The 20,835-nt window shown below is 63.7% G+C and carries 10 protein-coding genes; 5 read left to right on the top strand and 5 right to left on the bottom strand.

Annotated features, from left to right (window positions below):
• Positions 1-28: 28 nt before the first annotated feature.
• The 3 genes from hemL to RWZ58_RS00530 all read right to left on the bottom strand — a co-directional run bounded on the left by hemL (position 29) and on the right by RWZ58_RS00530 (position 3,801).
• Positions 29-1,378, bottom strand: coding sequence for a glutamate-1-semialdehyde 2,1-aminomutase (gene hemL / locus RWZ58_RS00540; RefSeq protein ID WP_314656719.1), 1,350 nt, complete (start codon positions 1,376-1,378; stop codon positions 29-31).
• Positions 1,379-1,587: 209 nt separating this feature from the next.
• Complete coding sequence (locus tag RWZ58_RS00535; protein ID WP_314656717.1) at positions 1,588-2,955, bottom strand: threonine/serine exporter family protein; 1,368 nt, start codon at positions 2,953-2,955, stop codon at positions 1,588-1,590.
• A 150-nt stretch (positions 2,956-3,105) separates the two neighbouring features.
• Positions 3,106-3,801: a 3'-5' exonuclease gene (locus RWZ58_RS00530; RefSeq protein WP_294631918.1), complete on the bottom strand. Its 696-nt coding sequence runs from the start codon at positions 3,799-3,801 to the stop codon at positions 3,106-3,108.
• A 171-nt stretch (positions 3,802-3,972) separates the two neighbouring features.
• On the opposite strand from RWZ58_RS00530, the gene RWZ58_RS00525 reads away from it, so the two are divergent.
• Together RWZ58_RS00525 and RWZ58_RS00520 are read left to right on the top strand one after the other, a co-directional pair.
• Complete coding sequence (locus RWZ58_RS00525; RefSeq protein WP_314656714.1) at positions 3,973-7,875, top strand: PD-(D/E)XK nuclease family protein; 3,903 nt, start codon at positions 3,973-3,975, stop codon at positions 7,873-7,875.
• Positions 7,876-7,944: 69 nt separating this feature from the next.
• Positions 7,945-12,702, top strand: coding sequence for an ATP-dependent DNA helicase (locus RWZ58_RS00520; RefSeq protein WP_314656713.1), 4,758 nt, complete (start codon positions 7,945-7,947; stop codon positions 12,700-12,702).
• Between the two features lie 994 nt (positions 12,703-13,696).
• Here RWZ58_RS00520 and RWZ58_RS00515 read toward each other — a convergent pair.
• A complete protein-coding gene (locus RWZ58_RS00515; protein ID WP_314656711.1) occupies positions 13,697-14,698 on the bottom strand; it encodes a phosphotransferase in 1,002 nt (333 codons plus the stop codon).
• Positions 14,699-15,025: 327 nt separating this feature from the next.
• On the opposite strand from RWZ58_RS00515, the gene RWZ58_RS00510 reads away from it, so the two are divergent.
• Positions 15,026-16,975, top strand: coding sequence for an ATP-dependent helicase (locus tag RWZ58_RS00510; RefSeq protein ID WP_314656709.1), 1,950 nt, complete (start codon positions 15,026-15,028; stop codon positions 16,973-16,975).
• Positions 16,959-17,585, top strand: coding sequence for a M48 family metallopeptidase (locus RWZ58_RS00505; protein WP_314656708.1), 627 nt, complete (start codon positions 16,959-16,961; stop codon positions 17,583-17,585). Before RWZ58_RS00510 ends, RWZ58_RS00505 begins: the two co-directional genes overlap by 17 nt.
• A gap of 156 nt (positions 17,586-17,741) precedes the next feature.
• Here the strand turns inward: RWZ58_RS00505 and RWZ58_RS00500 are convergent, their stop codons facing one another.
• The gene (locus RWZ58_RS00500; protein WP_314656706.1) at positions 17,742-19,202 is read right to left on the bottom strand and encodes a zinc-dependent metalloprotease; all 1,461 of its coding nucleotides are present in this window, start codon (positions 19,200-19,202) and stop codon (positions 17,742-17,744) included.
• A 234-nt stretch (positions 19,203-19,436) separates the two neighbouring features.
• Between RWZ58_RS00500 and RWZ58_RS00495 the strand changes: the two genes are divergently transcribed.
• Positions 19,437-20,660, top strand: a complete 1,224-nt coding sequence (locus tag RWZ58_RS00495; RefSeq protein WP_314656704.1) for a PDZ domain-containing protein — start codon at positions 19,437-19,439, stop codon at positions 20,658-20,660.
• Positions 20,661-20,835: the final 175 nt, after the last annotated feature.

The following is a 20,835-nucleotide window of genomic DNA, read 5'->3' as shown; positions in this document are numbered from 1 at the left end:
GGCTCACCTCCTTACGTCTGTCGAACCCTTACGCGGATGCGGCAGCAGCTGCGGCAGCCGGAAGAGCCGAGATGATACGGTCCATCGCCTCACCGTCGTGGGAGGCAGAAACGAACCACGCCTCGAACGCGCTCGGCGGCAGGTACACGCCGGATTCGAGCATGGAGTGGAAGAACGCGTTGTAGCGGCTGGTTGCCGACGCCTTGATGTCGGCGTAGTTGTGCACGCCCGCCTCGGAGGTGCCGAACGCCACCGAGAAGAGGTTGCCGGCGCTCTGGATGGAGTGGTCCACACCGGCGGCGTTGAACGCCTCGGTCAGAGCCTGCTGCAGCTGGGCGCTACGCGAATCCAGGTGCGCGTAAACGGCGGCATCAGCCAGGGTCAGAGTCGTAATGCCCGCCGCAACCGACAGCGGGTTACCGGAGAGGGTACCCGCCTGGTAGACGGGGCCGACCGGTGCCAGGTACTCCATGACCTCACGCTTACCGGCCAGCGCCGCGATGGGCATACCGCCACCAATGACCTTGCCGAACGTGAAAATATCGGGAACCCAACCGCCATCCTCGGGAGCAGCGTAACCCCAGTAACCAGCCGAAGACACACGGAAACCGGTCAGCACCTCATCAAAAATGACGAGCGCACCGTTCGCATGAGCAATCTCGTGCAGGCCACGGTTGAAACCGGGCTCGGGGGTCACCACACCCATGTTGCAGGGGGCCGCCTCAGTAATAATTGCGGCAATCTGACCCTCATGGTTCGCGAACGCCTCACGCACAGCGTCCAGGTCGTTATAGGGCAGAACGATGGTCTCCGCGGCGGTTGCGGCAGTCACGCCAGCAGAACCCGGCAGTGCCAGGGTAGCCACACCCGAACCAGCCTCAGAGAGCAGCGCATCCACGTGACCGTGGTAGCAGCCCGCGAACTTAATAATCTTGTCGCGACCGGTCACACCACGCGCCAGACGGATAGCAGTCATGGTCGCCTCAGTACCGGTGGACACCATACGCACCTGATCAATCGCACCGGGAATCGCCGCGTTAATACGGTTGACCACCAGCTCAGCCAGCTCAGCCTCCGGCGCGCTCGCCGCACCAAAAGACAGGCCGCGCTCAGCCGCCTGCTGAACCGCCTCAACCACCTGCGGATGCGCGTGACCCAGAATCGACGGGCCCCACGAGCAGACCAGGTCAACGTACTCGTTGCCGTCCGCATCGTACAGGTACGCGCCCTTAGCCTTCGCCGCAAACGCAGGGGTGCCGCCCACAGAATTGAAAGCACGCACCGGGGAATTCACACCGCCGGGAATCACCGCGCGAGAACGCTCAAACAGCTTCTCGCTGGCTTCGTGGTGCAGCGGGTGGGTAGAGGAAGGAGTCATCGTATCGGTGCCTTTCAACAGAGACGGCGAACTAAAGAATTACAGGGGACGATGCGCACCAGGCAACGGAGCCTGCACGCTATGAGCGTCCCGTACCTAACCATCATAGGCGCTACAGATGAACCGCAGGTGACAAGCACCTGAACGTACCGAAAGGTGACGATAAAACACAACAGACAAGTTAGGTAACAGAAAGAAGAATAAGGCGGCTACCGCAGGTGCCGGTCGGTATCCAGACGGTTCAACACCTGAGTGTCCTGATCAAACAGCCAGTTCTTATCAAAGAGCAGACGCACAAACGCCAGGCCCATACCCAACGCCATGAAAATCAGCAGGGACTGCACGAAACCGCTCGCCGCCGAGTACATGTCACCGCTAGCAAAATGCGACATCGAACGGTAGAACGGAACACCCGGAACCATCGTCACCACCGCCGGAACCGACAGGGAAATACGCGTGTACTTACGCTGATGCAGCGGCGCCACAATCTCAGCCAAAATACCCACACCAAACACGGCAATCGTCGCTGCCATATGCGCGGGCATACCAGCCTCAACCATGTGAATACGGATGGGGTTCGCCACCGCAGCAATCACGCCACCCCACACACACGCCACCGGGGAAGCGGCAAAAAGCATCGCGAAGCCAGCCGCCGCAACACCCGAGGAAAGCACCTGCAACACCAAATACAGGGTCGGGTCAAGGTTAAGAGGCGCAGGAGCCGCCAACGGCAAATGGAACAGTGAACCCAAAACCCACACCGCAAACGACGCACTCAGCAACAACAAACCCACATAGGTTAGACGCGAAATACCCGCCAAAAAGTCCATGCGAGAAATGTCGAGCATGCCCGTCACCATGGGGAAACCGGGCACCAAGAACAGTACCGACGAAATGAAACCAATCATATGGTTCGGGCTAATCCAACCCGCCGCGACCAGCACATTAACAATCGCAATGTACAGGCCCGCCGCCAGGAAGCCGCACGCCATCCACGTTGCCAAATGGCTCACCCCGCGCTTGAGCAGGGTCGAACGCAAAAACTGGCCGGCACCCGCCGCGAAGAACACCACCGTGCACTCCACCAGACCGCCACGGTTCAAGAACGCGAACCCGGCACACGCCACCGCCGACGCCAGCGCCAACATCCAGCGGGTGTACAGAGGCTTCGCCGAATCAATAAGGTCAAGCTCAGCGTTCGCCTCAGCCGGGGTAATCTTTTCAGGAAGCTCAGAAATGAACTTACCCAGCTGATCCAGCTTATGAGCGTTAATGCCCATCGTGCGCTGCTCAGCCACCTCGGTGCGGAAATTACCGTCAGTGTACGAAGAAGTCGAAATTTCGGTGAAGGTCACCTGCGCGTGATGCTCCTTCAACCCCACAGCCTTCGCCAAACGCGCCATCGACGCCTTAATACGGTAGGCGCTCGCACCCGACTTCATCAGGATGCGGCCCAGGCGGAGCACCACCTGCGACTGCGCCACCAAATGCTCATGAGCCAGACGGGTAGACCCCAGATAAATACTGCGCGTATTAGTGTCAGGGTACGGCTCGGTAGTGCGGGGCTGATCATCCATGAGAGGCCTTCCGGGTCGTGCTATTCACGTGCTATTCGTGTAGGTGCGGTTACCTTCTAGCATAGGGGAGAAGCCCAAACGGGGATAGTGTCAGCCCGTCAGTAAAGGAGAGATATATTGGGTAGCCGGGGTGAGTTTAGCGGCGCAGGTTTAGCGGCGCACCGGCCAGCGGCCGTCAATGACCTCAGATTCCTTACCCGGCTGCGTACGCAACCACGCCTGGAAGCTCGCCGCCTGCTCCGCCGCCCACTGAATCTGCTGCTCGTGCAGCTGGCGTGCATCCACGTTGAGAACTTGCGGGAACTGCTCGGTCAGCTTCACCAGCAGACGCTCCGCCGCCAGGGCATCATCAGCGGAGGTGTGCGCGTTCTCCAGGGAGACACCGTACTCGGCGGCAAGAACCTCAAGGGTGCGCTTGCCGCGCTTACGCGGAATCACGTGCTTATGCAGAACGTACGGGTCGAGCACCGCGCCGGGAGGTAGCTCACCGTTGGCAATATTGTGGCGTAGCATTTCATGGTGCAGTACCGAAAAATCGTAGGCGGCATTGAACGCAATAATCGGCACACCGTCAAGGTTCAGTGCACCAATCGCGCCGGCAAGCTCCCACACGACCTCGCGGGCGGGACGGCCGTGCTCACGCGCGTACTCAGTCGTAATACCGTGCACGGCGGCGGCACCGGCAGGGATCTCAACGCCGGGGTCAGCCAGCCACTCGCCACGGCGCACCACATTACCCTGAGGGTCCAGCAGGATCAGGGAAGCAGTCACGATGCGGGCGGTGGTGACGTCCACACCGGTGGTTTCAAGGTCAAAAGTGGCGCGCAGGCCGTTCATCCAGGTCATGCTATAAGACTAACCCAGCGGCGGTGCAGGCGCGCGCCCGGTCGTCACGCGGCTGTGGATAAGCCCCCGGCAGAGCGACATATTAAGCCACCCGGGCGGCACATAAGTAGCTGACGAGCCCACATGACCGCCGACAAGGTACAACCACGCTACAGCCGATAGACTGAAACCATGACAACCCAACTTCTCACCGGCATCCCCGGAACCGGTAAAACCCACCACCTCACCGAACGCGCCCTGCGCTACCTCGCCGACGGGAACGACCCCGCCCGGCTGCTCATCCTCGCACCCACCCGCACCGCCGCGACCCGCATGCGCGACACCATCGCCGCCTCCAGCGACCGCAGCCTCTCCGTAGCACCCACCCGCGCCTGGGCAGCATACGCCTTCGACCTGCTCAAACGAGCCCAAACCCGCGGGCTACTCAGCGGCGTAGAAGGCAACCTCAAACTCCTCTCCGGCCCCGAACAAGACGTCATCATCGGCGAACTACTCGCCAACCACGCCGAAGGCATCGCACCCGGACCCGCCTGGCCCGACGTACTCCGCGACGCCCTCGCAACCCGCGGATTCCGCCACGAAATCCGCGACTTCTTCGACCGCATGGCAGAATACGACCTCACCGCCGAAGACGTACACGCCCTCGCCACCGAACACAACCAGCCCGCCTGGAACGCTCTCGCCCAACTGCACACCGAATACCGTGCCGTGCGAGCCCTCCGCGCCAAAAACGCCTACGACCCGGCAGTACTCATCAACGACGCCTGCCGGCTGCTGCTGCGCACCCCCGAATTCCTCGCCGAAGAACGCCGCCGCTACGACCTGATCCTCATCGACGACGTGCAGGAACTCAGCCCCTCCATCTACCGGCTGCTACGCCTCATCGCCGCAGAAGTCGCCCCCGCAGACGCCGCGCACCTGACCGAAACCCACCCCGACCTCTTCGCTGAAGGCCCCCAGGTTGTCATGACCTACAGCGACGAAGCCGTCGTCCAGGGCTTCCGAGGCGCCCGCCCCGACCTCGTCACCACCCTGCAGGCAAGCTTCCCGAGCATGCGCACCCGCACGCTCACCACCTCGTACCGCCTGCCCGCACTCATGATGCCGCTCGTGGCGGACATTCGTCGCCGCCTGCCGCGCTACACCCGGTTCGTGCCGCTTACCGCTGAACAGGAAGGCGCGAAGAATGGTGTGCGGGAGGGGGCGAAGGACAGCGTAAAGAACGGCGCGCCCGCAACCTTTGGACGCATCAACACCACCCCCGCCGACGAAGCCCTCACCTGGGGCGCCGCCGACGAGCCGCTGCTGCATCTGGGCGCCGACGGCAAAATCCTCGACCCCGCGCACTACCGCACCGCACCCGCCGGTGTGTATAAGTATGCGCTCTCCAGTTCTCAGGACGAGGCGAACCTCATCGCCCAAATGCTGCTCGAAGAACGCATCTACGGCAACCACCCCTACCGCGAGTCCGCCATCATCGTGCGTAGCAGCGCGGACGTGGCGCGTATCCGCCGCGTGCTCTCTTCGAACGGTATTCCCTCGCGTACCTCCGCGGCGCTCGTGCCGGTGCGCGACGAGCCCGCCGTACGCCCCTTCCTCGATGCGCTCAGCCTGCTCGTCTACGCCCGCAAGCGCGGCGAGAAGGCGCTCAACCCCGCCGTGCACATGCCCGCCGCAGAAGGTGCGGAAGGTGCGGAGGCGGGGGAGCGTGGCAGCTATGAAACGCTCAGCGCAACCGAAGCTGAAGAGCTCATGCGCCGAAGCCTCGACGACGTCATCGCCGAAGAAAGCCGCGCCAACCCCCTCGGCGGCGCGCAGAGTGCCATCACCCTGCTCACCTCCCGACTCGGTGGCGCATCCAGCATGGACGTGCGACGACTCCGCCAGCAGCTGCGATCCATCGAACTGCAAAGCGGCGGCCACCGCCCCAGCGACGACCTGCTCCTCGGTGCCCTGCTACACCCCGAAACCCTCCCCGAAGAGGGTGTAGGGCGCGCCGTGCACCGCATCGCAGCTGTGCTCTTCGCCGGACGTAAAGCACTCGCCCGCCCCGAATCCACCAGCACCGAAGTGCTCTGGGCGCTCTGGGAAGCCAGCGGCCTCGAAAAGACCTGGGTCGCCCAGTCGCGCGGCGCAGGCCCCGACGCCGATGCCGCCCACCGCAACCTCGACGCCATGATCGGTCTCTTCGAAGCCGCCGACCGCTTCGACGAGCAGATGCGCGGCGCCGGTGCCGAGCAGTTCCTCGACTTCATCGACGCGCAGGACCTGCCCATGGACACCCTCGCCGCCCGCGGCGTCCGCCAAGACGCGGTCGAGATTCTCACCCCCGCACTCGCCGCCGGTCAGTCCTGGCGCACCGTATATGTATGCGGTCTGCAGGAAGGCACCTGGCCCAACACCACCGTGCGCGGCTCCCTGCTGAGCACAGGCGACCTCGTAGACCTATGCGATGCGCGCCTCCGCCAGCGCGCCCAGCAGGCAGAACAGCAGGCGGGGGAGAGCGAGCAGCCGGTGCCGCCCGCCCGCATCCGCAGCTACCCCGAACGCGTGCGCGACACCCGCCACGATGAGCTACGCATGTTCGCCGTCGCCGCCACCCGAGCTAGCACCCGCCTCGTGCTCACCGCCGTGCGCAACGACGATCAGGCACCCGGCGAATTCTTCGATTTCGTGCTACCCACCGACGCGGTCGGCGACTCCACGGACGTGCCCATCACCCGCGTGCGCCGCCCCGCCACCCTGCGTTCCCTCGTGGCGGAGCTTCGCCGCACCCTCGTTGAGGAATCGATGAACGCGATGCGTGCCGAAGACGCTCAGCAGGAGGGCTCACAGCAGGACGGCGCGCCGATGCACAGCGCACCGGAGGAAGAGGCGCTCACCCCGGAGGCTTCCGCGTACCGACTCGATGCCGCCTCCCGCACTCTGGCGCGCCTGGCGAACGCCCAGGCGCCCGGCGCCGCACCCGACGAGTGGTGGGGCCTGCTGCCGCTTTCTAGCACGGAGCTGCTTTTTGCGCATCGCCCGGCAGACCACGCTGAGCTGGACGAAAACCACGGTGAAGACGGCGAGGAACACGGCGAAGAACACGGCGAAGAACAGGCTGAAAACCCCGGCCGCCGCACGATTACGCTTTCGCCCTCGCGCCTGGAAACCATCCACAGCTCCCCGCTGGACTGGCTGGTTTCCGCCGCCCGCGCGGAAGCCCAAACCGACCTGTCCCGCTCGCTCGGAACGCTCGTTCACGCCATCGCCGAGGAGTACCCGACCGGCACCCTCGAAGAGCTCCAAACCGCCCTCGACGAGCGCATTAGCTCCCTCGGCGTGCCCGCCCGCAAGGAGGATGAAACCGACGAAGAGTACCGCGAGCGCGTGCCCTGGGAATCCTACGCCCTCTACGAGCGCGCCAAGCGCATGATTCTGCGCCTGAGCTACTACTACCGTCAGCACATGGGTGACGCCGGCTGGCAGAACCTCGGTGTTGAAGGCTCCTTCGCGGTGCGTGTGCCCGTGCCCTTCGACCCCGCCGGCGAGGTCGGCGAGCTGGATGCGCTGCTCACCGGCCGTGTGGACCGCCTCGAGGGTACCGCCCCGGCTGAGGACGGCACCCGCCGCTACGCCATTGTTGACCTGAAAACCGGCAAGTCTAAGCCAGACGGTAAAACCATGGAAACCCATCCGCAGCTTGCCGCCTACCAGATCGCGGTGGAGGCTGGCGCGGGTGAGCAGCTGGAGGAGCGCTACCGTGCCGAGGCCGCCGCTCTGGAGGCGGGCGAACCGCTACCGGATGCCCGTCCCCAGGAGCTGGAGTACACCGGCTACACGGGTCGTTCCGGAGGCGCGGCGCTCGTGCAGCTAGGCGCCTCGGGCGTGAACGACGAGAGCAAGACTCGTCTGCAGGTTCAGCCCGCCCTGACGGAGCACGACTCTTGGGCGGCTGAGCTGGTGCAGCACGCCGCGGAGCTGATTGCTGGCTCGCAGGTGCAGGCTCGTCACCGTGAGGGCGGCTATGGGTGCCGCCTGCCGGAGATTTGCCCGATTTGTACGCGCGGCCGTCAGGTGACTCAGCCCTAGTACCCCCTGTTCTTTTGTTATCACTCACCCTGAACCTCCCACGCGAATGACCCATGAGGAAGAGGAAACATGACTGACTCTGGCGCACACAGCGCTGATATGTACAGCGCTACTAACTCCGGCGCTAATCCCGGTCCTGGCACCGGCATGCTCACCCCCGCCCAGTGGTGCGAGCACAATAGCTGGCAGCTGCCCAACGGCGCGCTCTTCTCCGCAGAGGCCGCCGCGAACAACCCCGAGCTGAAGCCCGCTGGCTACCGTAGTGCCCTCGATATTGCCGAGATGCTCAACGGCGCCGACGGCAAGAAGCCGACCCCCGAGCAGATCCGCATGATTGAGGCGGGCCCCGCCCCGACCCTCGTTATTGCGGGCGCAGGTTCGGGTAAGACCGCGACCATGGTTGACCGCGTGATTTGGCTGGTCGATAACGGTTTTGTGCGCCCTGAAGAGGTGCTCGGCGTGACCTTCACCCGCAAGGCGGCAACCGAGCTGCGCAGCCGCATGCGCGCCGGTTTGAACACGCTACGCCGTAGCCGCCGCATCGCCCCGACCGACGAGGAGCTACGCGAGGGCATCGCTGATCCGACCGTGCTCACCTACCACTCCTACGCGAATAACCTGGTCAAGGAGTACGGTCTGCGCCTGGGCGTGGAGCAGGACGCGCAGATGCTTGGTGACGCGCAGAAGTGGCAGCTTGCCGCGCAGATTGTGCAGTACTGGGAGGGGGAGCTGCCCCTCGACCAAGACGGTGTGCCGGTGTCTGCGGCGACCATGATTAACCAGCTGCTGCAGCTCTCTGATGAGTGCGCGGAGCACCTGGTTGAGCCGCAGGAGGTTATTGACTTCTGCACCGAGCAGTTGGCGGCGTACGCGGCGGTGCCCGATCCGCGCCGTGCGACGAAGACCGAGAGGGACATTCAGAAGGTTCAGCGTCTGCTGCGGAACCGCCGAGTGTACGCGCGCATGGCAATGAGCTACGCCCGTGTGAAGGCGCGCATGCAGGTGCTGGATTTCGGTGACCTGATGCGTTTTGCTGCCCGCATTGCGGAGGCTAACCCGGCGATTCGCGAGGGCGAGCGCGCCCGCTTCAAGGTGGTTCTGCTGGACGAATTCCAGGACACTTCGCACGCGCAGATGAGCCTGTTCTCCTCGATTTATGGCGCCAATGAGGCACAAGGTATTCCGGCGCATCCGGTGATGGCTGTGGGCGACCCGAAGCAGTCGATTTACGGTTTCCGTGGCGCTTCGGACGGTCAGATGTTCAGCTTCTACCGTCATTTCCCGACCGAGCACGCGCAGCCGCTGTTCCTGTCCATTGCGTGGCGTAACGACATTTCGGTGTTGAACGCGGCAAATCACGTGGCGGAGAAGCTGAAGGAAGTACCCGAGTGGGTGCGTGCCGCCGACGGCGATATTACTGCCGCTCAGGTGCCTGACCTGCGCCCGCGCTGCGCCCTGGTGGGGGAGCCCGGTTCGCCCGCTTTTGAGCAGGCTGCCGCGGGCATGGTGGGCCGCGTGGATTTGACCTACCACGAGTCCGACCGTGAGGAGGCTGTGGCGATTGCCGAGCGTATTGCGGCGATGCGCGCACAGGCGGTACGCGAGTATGAGCGCGCCTACGCGGCGCATCGTTCCGGTGACGGTTCGGTGCGTCCGCGCTTGAAGATGCCCGAGATTGCGGTGTTGGCGCGTGTGCACGGTCAGTTGGACCCGATTCGTGTGGAGTGTGAGCGCCTGGGCATTCCGGTGCAGCAGGTGGGCCTAGGCGGTCTGCTTTCGCAACCTGAAGTGGTTGATTTGGTGTCGGCACTGCGTGTGCTGGCTGATCCGAACCGTTCGGATGCCCTGGCGCGCCTGCTAACCGGTGCGCGCTGGCGTTTGGGTGCGGCGGATATGTTGGCGCTGGGTGATTGGGCGCAGTCGCTGGTGCGTGAGCGTGAGCGTGCCCTGCGTGAGCAGATGGCGTTGCGCATGCTCGCGGAGGCTGAGGATGCCGACACCGCCGAAAATATCCGCCTGGAAGCAGAGCACCTTCGCGCCGCCCAGGAGCGCCTGGACGAAACCCTCAAGGGCGCGGTGGAGGACTCCTCCGGATACGCCTCCCTGATTGAGGCGGTGGAGAACCTGCCGCAGGACGGCGCGGACGGTGAACCCCTCTACGGTGAGCAGTACCGCGGCCGTCGTTTCTCCCCGGCGGCGCTGGAGCGTCTGCGTGCTTTTGCGGAGCAGATGCGTGTGCTGCGTGCCGGTTTGAGCGAGGATTTGGGCACGCTGCTGTACGAGATTGAGCGCACCATGCTGCTGGATATTGAGCTGGCGGTCCGCCCGGGTACCGACCCGCTGGGTTCGCGCGCGAACCTGGACGCTTTCCATGAGGTGGCCGCCGCCTACGGCATGTCGGCGCCGCGTATTAACGCGATGATTTACGCCGGTGCCGACGGCGTGAGCGCGGAGGAAGGCGACCCCGGTGCGCGCCGCTTCCTGCTGTCTTCGGGCGGCGTGAGCTACGTGATGGGCTTCCTCGCGTGGCTTGAGCGTGCCGATGATGAGGAGAAGGGCCTGGCGCTGGGCGCCGTGGAGCCTGACCCGAATGCGGTGCAGCTGATGACCATGCACGCGGCGAAGGGCCTGGAGTGGGATCATGTGCTTCTGCCGGGTCTGTGCGGTAGCGCGACCGGCGGGCAGACCCCGAACCTGTGGCAGATGTCGGCTAATACGGCTCTGCCCTGGCCGCTGCGTGGTGACCGCGAGTACCTTCCGTCGGTCCTTGAGACGGCGGAGGAGATTACCGCCTTTGAGAAGGCAAAAGACCTGGAAGACTACCTTGCCACGCATAAGGATGACGCCACCGAGCACACCGGCATGGAGGACCGCCGCCTCATGTACGTGGCGATGACCCGTGCCCGTAACCTGCTGGCGATGAGCGCCTACCGGTGGAAGAGCACCGCCGCAACACCCCAGCCGGTGCAGCCCTTCTGGGAGGAGCTGCTGGAGATGCTCTTCAACCCGCTCGTATGTCTAGATGCGCCCTCTGTGCGCCTCCCGGAGACGATGGATGCGCCCTGGGCGGCACCTCAGCTGGTGGGCATGGGCCTGTCCTACACGATGCCGAACCCCGCCGACAAGCGCAAAAAGGTGCACCTGAACCATGTGCGCCGCTGGGCTGAGCAGCTGGCTGAGTCGAAGTACCGCCTGACCGAGCCGGTCACCCTGGTGCACGGCACGGTCGTGGATCCCGCGCTTCTGCCGCCCGTACCCGATGAGGCGGCACTGCTGGAGGAGCTGGAACGCTACCCCCTAGACGCCGACGAGCTCACCCCCGAGCAGGCGGAGGCGCGCGCGGCCGCCCAGGCAACCTACGTCGAGCAGGTGCAACGCTACGCCTGGGCGCTAGTGGAGGTCATGGCTCCCGCCCTCGCGCAGGATTGGCAGCTGGCGGCTCCTCATACCCGCGCCCGCACGGTGGCGGAGAACTGCTCCCGCCTGAACCTGCCCGTGCCCGAGTGGATTGTTGAGGCCACCGAGCGTGAGAAATGGCGTGAAACGCAACCGCTCGAGCCCGGTTACTCGCCCACGGTGGCGGCGGCACTGCCGATTGAGGTGCGCGGCCAGTTCGCGCAGAAAAACTACGAGGATAGGAACCCGAACCTGGGTGCGGTGCTGACCGCCATGTGGCCTTTTGACCCGCTGGAGCGCCCCGTGATTTGGCGTTGGGCGTCTGACGATGCCCTGACGCAGGGCACGGAGGCGATGCTTCGCCGCGGCCAGCATGAGAACCTGCAACGTGAGATTGCGATTAACTCCTCGAGCCGTCGTGAGGCGGTGGAGCGTGCCGCCCTGGCGGTGGAGCTTGCCGTCGGTGAGGGTGATCAGCAGCGGAGCGCAGAGGCTACAGCGGGGGAGAGCGCAAGCCGCCCTGCACCTGTGGCAAGCGGCGACTCCGCCATTCCCGAGTCCCTACGCCAGCAGGCGGTGGACTGGGAACGCGAAGCCGACCTGCTGCTGCTCATGATGGGTCAGACCGACCCGGTGCTGACCGAGCAGCTGCCGGGGCACCTGTCCGCCTCCACGTTCATTCGCCTGAGTGAGGACCCGCAGGGCACGGTACATCAGCTGATGCGCCCGGTGCCTCAGCGCCCTTCGCGTGCGGCAACGATTGGTACGGCGGTGCACGCGCTGATTGAGGAGCACTTCGGGGTAGCGCCGACCGTCGACCCGCTGGAGGCACCCGAAGCGGAGGACACGGTGGGCGTTGACCTGCCGGGCTCCGCCTCCGCTGCCTCCGCCGCATCAGGTGCGCCCGCTGAGTCTGCAGACCCCGCTGACCTGCAGGAACAGGTGCTGGGGGAGGGCTCCGAGGAATTCACCTTCGAGGACGCTTACGAGGAATCCGAGAGCGAGCTGGACGCCTCCGTGCAGCGTCTCTGGGAGCGCTTCGCCAACAGCGAGTGGGGCAGCGACGAGTGGAAGGAACGCATCTGGGCGGTCGAGTACCCGGTCGAAACCCATATCGAGGGCGTGAGCCTGCGCGGCCGAATCGACGCGGTGTTCCGCACCGAAGACGAGGACGGCGAACGCTGGGTTCTGGTGGACTGGAAGAGCGGCTCCCGCCCGAAGGCAGCCTCGATGCAGTCGCGGCGCTTCCAGCTGGGCCTGTACCGTATCGCATTCTCCCGCATCATGGGTGTGGACCCGGAGCGTATCAGCACCGTGTTCGTGTACCTAGGAGGTAAGGGCGTTGCGGAGGTGTGGGATCACCAGATTCGCGGTGGCCTGCCCACGGAGGCGCAGCTGGCGAAGGTGATTCGTGAGGCGCGCAAAGGCTAGATAGCAGGGCTAAGCGGCAGTGCTAGCCGGCATGCGCTCGCGCGTTAGCTTTAGCCAATAACCGCATACAGAAAAGCAGCTCACGGAGGCAGTGCGCCTCGTGAGCTGCTTTTCTGTGCGGACTTTTCGTGTTAACGGCAGAGGACACCTCTTCACCCCACTGCATTAGGGTGATGAGGCGTCCTCAGCCGCTGAAGAACTATAGAGGTACTTCGTGCCCTCGCACGCTCCGGGAAAGAATCGCGCCGAACGACTGCCGCTCTCGCGGCCTCACTCGCGCCGCCGGCGCCCCGTGGGGTTTGCGTGCGTCTTTACTCTCAAACACAACCTCGAAAGTAACTCTATAGATTTCTGCCATCGGTGATTGGTTGCGCGGTGCATGAATCCGGCTCGGGTCTGACATGACCGGTCAGGGTCCCGTCCAATCTGTCTCCCCAATTTATCGCTGCCACGATATCAGCGCTGGTCAGTGCGCTATGGGGAGTGTGTCCGCTGGTTTTCTCGCGGCACAGCAAAAGTATTCCAGGAGTTTTTGAAAAAATCTACGGGCAAAGTTTTTACCCTAAAATGCACTATTTTGAGCATGGTTCAAGGCGAAGTTGAGGCAGTGTGGATTCTCAATTACAGAAGTTGGATTAAGTGGGTTTATGGTGTATTTGCACTGTGGAAATATTGTGAATGGCGCCTGTGTCTCACCTTCAAGTCTCAGCCTTAATCTGAGTCATTCATGCACAAAAATGCAAAACCGGTGCTCAAAAAGTGCCGGAAAACACTTAAAGAAATTTTGATAAAAAGCCGTCAAAAGCCCTTCCAACTAGCCCTTATAAGCATCATTCCACCACTTTGGCAGACAGTCTGTAGAACTGATTTCGCTGGGCGCCACGCATGATTTAACCCCTGCAGATACAGTTTCAGCCCCGCAGTGCAGTACTGCGGGGCTGAAATTGAAAACCTGAGTGGCGGGCGGCAACCTGGCGGCTACTTACCCTAATAGCTACTCGGCGGGGCCGACCAGCGGGCCGACCTCCTCCTGTCCGAGCAGTTCGCCGGAGGCACGCAGGTCGTCCTGAATGTCCAGGAGCATGGACACCGCGTGGGTTGCGCCGTCGCGGTCGCCAACCTCCACGGTGTGGGTGAGCCATTGGGCGATCGCGAACTCTGCGTAGAAGTTCGCGCGCTGCGCCAGGTAGGCGTCGGGCAGTTGAGGCATCTGCTGGCGGTACACCTCGATTGCCTCGTCGGTGAAGTCGATGTCCTGGCAGGAGTACAGCCAGGCGAAGTCCTGCGCGGGGTCGCCCACGTGCACATCGGACCAGCCGGTGACCTCCACGATGCGCGCCGTCGAGGGCGTTACGTGCAGTACGAGGTTCTCGGCGCCCATGTCACCGTGGACCACGCGCGGGCGGAACTGCCACATGGGTCCGGGGGAAAGCACGGTACGCCAGTGCGCGAGCAGGTCGGCGGGCACCTTGCCGGTTGCGGCGGCACGCTCGAGCTCAGCGTTCTTGCGCAGGCGAATCTGCTCCGAAGAGTAGGAAGGCAGGTCGGCTTCGTAAATGATGTCTTCGGGCATCACGTGCAGGGTCGCGATGTCCTTGGCGATGATGGACGCCAGGGAGGGGCGGCGCGCCGCAACTTCGCGGCGGCTCAGCTCAGCGAGCTGGTCCACGTCGTAGATGGTGCCGGGGATGTGCGTGTACACGAACACGTTGCCACCCGCGTAGGGTACTGTGCCGGCGACGGTGGGTACGGCAAAGGGCAGTCGGGCGCGCAGACCGGGGCTGAACGACTGCAGGATGAGGTGTTCAGCTTCCAGACGCATGCTGGCGTCGGGGCGGCGCGGGGCGCGCACTCGCCAGCGGCGACCGGTGGAGTCGGCGATGATTGCCGAGTCGAAGTCGTCGCTGTCTTCGCGGACCGGTTCGGCGCCGACGGGGTAAATCCCGGGCACTCCGGCGGAGACGATGGCTGCTAGCTGAAGGGGAGATAAAGTCACGGGTTAAGGTTACCAAACCAATGTGTGCCGTTTAGTAGTTTTTGGGATCTTTATGCCAAGTGGTGAAGATACTTGTGGACAAGCCTAAACGTGCTCGCTTGCGCTGCCCGTTGAGCTTCTACTTACCCACTCCAAAAGAGGCGGGTTCCTCACGCCCTGAATGAAAGCAGTAGCTAAGAAGCCGCGGCGGGTCTGGAGAACACAGTCTGGGAGAATACAATGGAAGACCGGCTATCACCGCCTCGCGCACCCGCATACACACATGTCCGTATGCCCGCGCGAGCGCATGCCGCCTGCCCGTACCGCCCGCCTTACTGATGGAGCATTATGACCGCCACACCTCAGCAGCCTCAGCATATGATCTCCGCAGACGATATTCTTGCCGGGCTTGACCCTGATCAGCGTGCGGTCGCCACCGAACTGGACGGGCCCATGCGCGTGCTGGCGGGTGCCGGTACCGGTAAGACCCGCGCGATTACGCACCGCATCGCCTACGGTATTGCGATCGGTCGCTACCAGGGCCCGCGCGTACTCGCCCTGACCTTCACCCTGCGCGCGGCGGAGGAGATGCGTACCCGCCTGCACCAGCTGGGTGCGCACGGTGTGCAGGCGCGTACCTTCCACTCGGCGGCGCTACGTCAGCTGGCGTATTTCTGGCCGCAGGTGGTGGGCGGTACGTTCCCGTCCATCGTGCAGAATAAGGCAGCGCTCATTACGGAGGCGGCGAACCGTCTGCGCATCAGCACGGACCGTTCCCTGCTGCGTGATTTGGCGTCGCTGATTGAGTGGGCGAAGGTTCAGCTGCTCACCCCGGACACCATCATGCAGCGTCTGAGCGAGAAGCAGCTGCCCTCGGCGGTTACCCCGCAGAATATGCAGCGTATTTTCCAGGCGTATGAGGATTTGAAGGATGAGCGTAACCTCATCGATTTTGAGGACGTGCTACTACTGACCATCGCCATGCTGGAGGAGGACGAGAAGCTCGCCGCGACCGTCCGCAACCAGTACCGCCATTTTGTGGTGGACGAGTACCAGGACGTCTCCCCGCTGCAGCAGCGTCTGCTGGATGTGTGGCTGGGCGGCCGCGACGATATTTGCGTGGTGGGCGACGCCTCCCAGACGATTTACTCTTTTACCGGCGCGACCAGCCGTTACCTGCTGGATTTCGCGCGCCGGTACCGTGGCGCGCACACGGTGAAGCTGACCCGCGACTACCGTTCCCATTCGCAGGTGGTGGAGTTGGCGAACCGCCTGTTGGCGGCGCGCCGTCCGCATCCGGATTCGAGCCCGCATTCGTGGGCACCGCCGCTGGAGCTGATGTCTCAGCGCGGCCCCGGCGTGGACGTGGAGTGGTTCGGCTACGCGGATGATGAGCAGGAGGCCTCCGGTATTGCCGAGGATATCCGCGACCTGATTGAGAAGGACGGCGTGCCGCCTTCGGAGATTGCGGTGCTGTTCCGCACGAACGCGCAGTCGGCGGCGATTGAGTCTGCGCTGGCTGCCGCCCACATTCCGTACCAGCTGCGTGGCGCAGAGCGTTTCTTTGAGCGCCCCGAGGTCAAGCAGGCGATGCTTGCCCTGCGCGGTTCGGCGAAGTCCACGGACGGTACCGAGGACGTCACCCGCTACACCCGTGACGTGCTCGGCGGCCTCGGCTATAAGGAGGAAGGCCCCCTTTCGGGAGGCGCCACCCGCCAGAAGTGGGAGTCCCTCGCCGCCCTGGTGCACATGGTGGACATGATGGCGCAGCACCGCCAAGAGCAGCTTCAGGAGTACCGCGCGAACCCGCGCCCGGGCGTGCCCGAGCCACTACCTTTGACCATGCACGAGGTCGTGGCGACCCTGAACCACCGCAGCGAATTCAACGACGCACCGCAGGTCAACGGTGTAACCCTCGCCTCCCTGCATGCGGCTAAGGGCCTGGAGTGGGACGCCGTGTTCCTGTGCGGCCTGAACGAGGGCCTCATGCCCATCACTTTTGCGACCACCCCGGACGAGGTGGATGAGGAGCGCCGCCTGCTGTACGTGGGCATTACGCGCGCCCGCAAGTACCTGTGGCTAACCTGGACGATGACCCGCACCGTGGGCGGTCGCGGTCAGCGTAAGCGTTCGCGTTTCCTGGACGATATTGATCCGGCGAAGCGCCGCCGCAGGGCTGAGAGCGCCGGCTCGTCGTATAGCCAGCCCCGCTCGGCTCAGGCTCGTTCGACACAGCCCCGTGCCGTACAGCTCCGCCGTTCGTCGAAGGGAAGAGGAAACTATGGCTCAGCGTTTTAAACGTGAGATTCTGCCCGCCACCGAGGACCGCCCGCAGATTGAGCTGGTCCGCTCGGCGCGCCGCACCCGCACCATCAGCATGCAACGCGACGGCGTGGACGAGCACGGCAACCCCGCCTACCGCCTGCTCATTCCCGCCGCGAGCACGAGTGAGGAGATTGACGAGCATATTGCCCGCCTGCTGCCGCGCATTCAGCGTCGTGCCGCCCGCCGTGAGCGTGCCACACAGCTGACGGTCACGGACGAGTACCTGCGCTCCCGCGCCCTGCACCTGGCGCAGAAGAACCTGCCGGAGCTGGTTGCCTCGGGCAGGCTTGAGCGGCTATCGATTCGCTGGGTGACGAATCAACGTCAGCGCTGGGGCTCGGCAACCTACGCGAACACGCAGATCCGCATCTCCTCGGAGCTGCAGGGTGTGCCCGAGTACGTGCTGGACTCGGTGATTCACCACGAGCTCTGCCACCTGCTGCAGCCGAACCATTCGGCGGCGTTCCGTACCCTGGAGGCGCGCTACCCGCAGCTGCTGCGGGCGCAGGCCTACCTGGAGGGGTACGCGCTGGGGCGCTCGCATGCCGAGGGTGAACGGGACGAGCAGAACAGCGCCGGCTAAAACAGACCCAAAAACCTAAATAACCAACCGGGAACACTCAAACCCGAAACACTCGAGCGGGGGTGGCTTGTACATTCACAAGCCACCCCCGCTTTACGGTGTCAGCTATTTACTTTTCGCCGCTTTATTTTTTTCGCGGCGTTACTTCGCTCAGCTTTACTTTTCTTCGGGCGCATCGCCGAAGCCGCCGTCCAGCAGCTTCTGCAACTCCGATTCGAAGTCCACGTCGTCCAGGCTGATTTCGTTCATGCGCGCATCGTATGCGGTGAAATCTTCCAGCTCGGCGGGCGTGGGCAGGGTCTCCGGGGTGTCCCAGAGGCCGTCGCGTGCCTCAATGCCGTGGGAGTTTTCGTACCAGCGCCAGAACTGCTGTGCCTCGCGCACCAGGCGCGGGCGCAGCTCCAGGCCGACCAGGTTCTCAAAGACCTGCTCGCTGGGGCCACCGTCGATGCGGCGGCGCGCCATGATTTCGGTCAGCTGCGGTGCCTTGGGCAGGTTGCGGGTCGCGTCCTCGGTTACGACGGATACCCAGCCTTCGATGAGGGCGAGCAGACCCTCCAGACGCTGCACCGCCAGTTCCTGGTCTTCGGTGCGCTGGGGGCTGAACATGCCGCCTTCGAATGCTTCCTGTACGGCGTCGGGGTTGCTCATGTCTACCTGGGATGCGGCGTCCTGCATGCGGTTCATATCCACGCGGATACCGCGGGCGTAGCGTGCCACGAGCTGGACCAGGTCTTCACGCAGCCAGGGGTTTGCCTTGTGCAGGCGGATCAGCGCGGATTCGCGCACGGCAAGGTAGAGCAGGACCTCCTGCGGGGGCACCTCAATGTTCTCGGCGAGCTGCTGGTAGCCGTTGGGCAGCAGCGCGGAGGAACCGGGCGCGAGGGGGAAACCAACGTCGGTGGAGGAGTACACCTCACCGGCGAGCTGCGCGAGCGCCTGCGCCATCTGCGCACCAAAAATCACGGAACCAATATTGTTCAGGAAGCCGCTGTTGAAGATCGAGGCGATTTCTTCGGGCAATTCGTCCGTGGGGCCGGGCATGACCATGGACTGGGTGACTTCGGCTGCGACGGGCTCGACCATTTCGCGCCAGGAATCAAAGGAGTGCTCAACCCATTCCGCCTTGGACCATGCCTGCACCGGCAGGTTGTGGCGTTCAACGGTGGTGACGGCGTCCAGCCAGAGGTCAGCGAGGTTCGCGGCGTCTTCTACGGCGCGCTTGAGGTTTTCGGGTACGGAGGGGTCTTCACCCTTGGCGGCGAGCATCTGGCGGGTCTGGTTCTTTACGCTATCCCAGTTCACGCCGCTGGGGCTGTCGGATGCGCCCGCGCCGGAGAACATTGCCTGCACCTGCGCAAACATGCTCTGCATCATGGCGGGGTCAAAGCCCATGCCCATGTTCTTGAGGTCTTCGGGGTCGATGCTGATGCCGAAGGGGTTCTGGCCGCCTTCGCCGAAGAGCGCACCGAAGGGGTTCTGCGCGTTGGAGGCGCCCTTGCCGCCCTGGCCGGTTGCCCCTGCGGAGGGGTCGAAGCCCTGCTCCTGCATCTTCTTAAGGAATTCTTCGAGGGGGTCGCGCTCGTTGGAGGCGCCGCCGGTGGGGTTCTCAGACATGTGAAGCCTTTCGTAATCCGGGGGTGGGCGTAGCTGGCCCGCTCGCTGTCCAGCCTACCGATTTTTGCTGAGAATTTCCCGCGCCACCGCTGTGGAGGCGGCTTAATCAGCTGAGGGCTCACAAGCTTGTCTCTGGCGCCCTTGTCTCTGGCGCCGGGGTTTGTCTGCTCGTCATCCGGCTGAAGATGCCCGCCCGCGTGCTGAAAAGCCGGTTTATCCGGTACTGTAGAAACCATGACTAAGCCCACCCCCGATGCTGAGCAGCAGCCGAACGACGCCTCCGCGAGCGTGAAGAGTACTGAGAAGACGGCTAAGCGCCGTTCGCGTTTTGCGCCGCGCCGCGTGAACCTGCGTTCGGTCAGTGCTGTGGCGACGTGCGCCCTGCTGGCTGGTGCTTTTGTTCTGCCGAGTTCCTATGTGAAGGAAGGCCCCGGCCCGCTCTTTGACGTGCTCGGAACTTACCAAGATAAGGACGTCATTGAGGTCTCGGGCGCGCCCAGTTATAAGACGTTCGGCAAGATGAACATGACCACGGTGTCGGTTTCGGGTGGCCCGTACACTGAGCTGTCCGGTGCGGAAGCGTTCTACGGCTGGTTGGCGTTCGACGGTAACCGTAGCCTCGTGGTGCCGACCGACGCCCTGTACCCGCACGTGAGCCACGAGCAGGCGACGGCGGCGACCGGCGCGCAGATGGCTGATTCGCAGACTCAGGCGAAGGTCGCGGCGATGCGCCAGCTGAAGATGCCCGTGACTGAGAAGGTCGAGGTGCTGACCACGGTGGAGGGTTCCCCGGCGGCGAGCGTGCTGAAGGGTGACGACCGCATCGTGAAGGTGGGGGACAAGCAGATTGAGACCCTCACCGATGTTCCGAAGGCGGTAAATGCTTCGAACGGTTCGCCGATTGACGTGACCGTGGAGCGTGACGGCAAGCAGCAGACCTTTAAGCTGACCCCGGTTCGTTCGAGCGACAACAGTCGCTGGATTCTGGGCGCTGGTTTGAAGCAGAGCTACGACCTGCCGGCGCACGTGCAGTACAACCTGGACGGTGTGGGTGGCCCGAGTGCGGGTCTGATGCTGGCACTGGGCACGGTGGATAAGCTCAGCGAGGGCACTCTGCTTGCTGATGAGGATGCCGGCGGCGACCCGTACCGCAGCTACATTTCGGGTACCGGCACGATTGATGCGAACGGTAAGGTCGGCGCGATTGGCGGTATCAAGTACAAGATTCTGGCGACGGGCCGTTACGGTGCGCGCTACTTCTTGGCGCCTAAGGAGAACTGCGATTCGATTGTGAAGATGCAGGCGCAGGACCCCGACCTGTTCAACTACTATCACGCAGGCCAGGTTAAGGGTCAGATGGTGGTAGTCCCTGTCTCAACCCTGGATGAGGCGGTAAAGACGGTGGAGGCGATTAAGTCCGGCACCCCGGATGATTCCCTGCCCCGCTGCGGTTCCTAACTGTGACTCCTAGCGGCGCAACCACAACCCAATAACGTCAGCACAGCCCCGGTACTTTACGGTACCGGGGCTGTTCTGCACCCTATTCTCTGTCCTCATCAGCGCCCTCATATATTTCACCCGGCTTACGCCTCATTCTGCCCTTCTGCTTCACCTCTGAGATACTTAAAGGCAG

The sequence above is a fragment of the uncultured Rothia sp. genome, assembly GCF_963544205.1.
Lineage (GTDB): Bacteria > Actinomycetota > Actinomycetes > Actinomycetales > Micrococcaceae > Rothia.
Note: the sequence above shows the minus strand (reverse complement) of the source record. Positions and strands in the feature narration are given on the sequence as shown.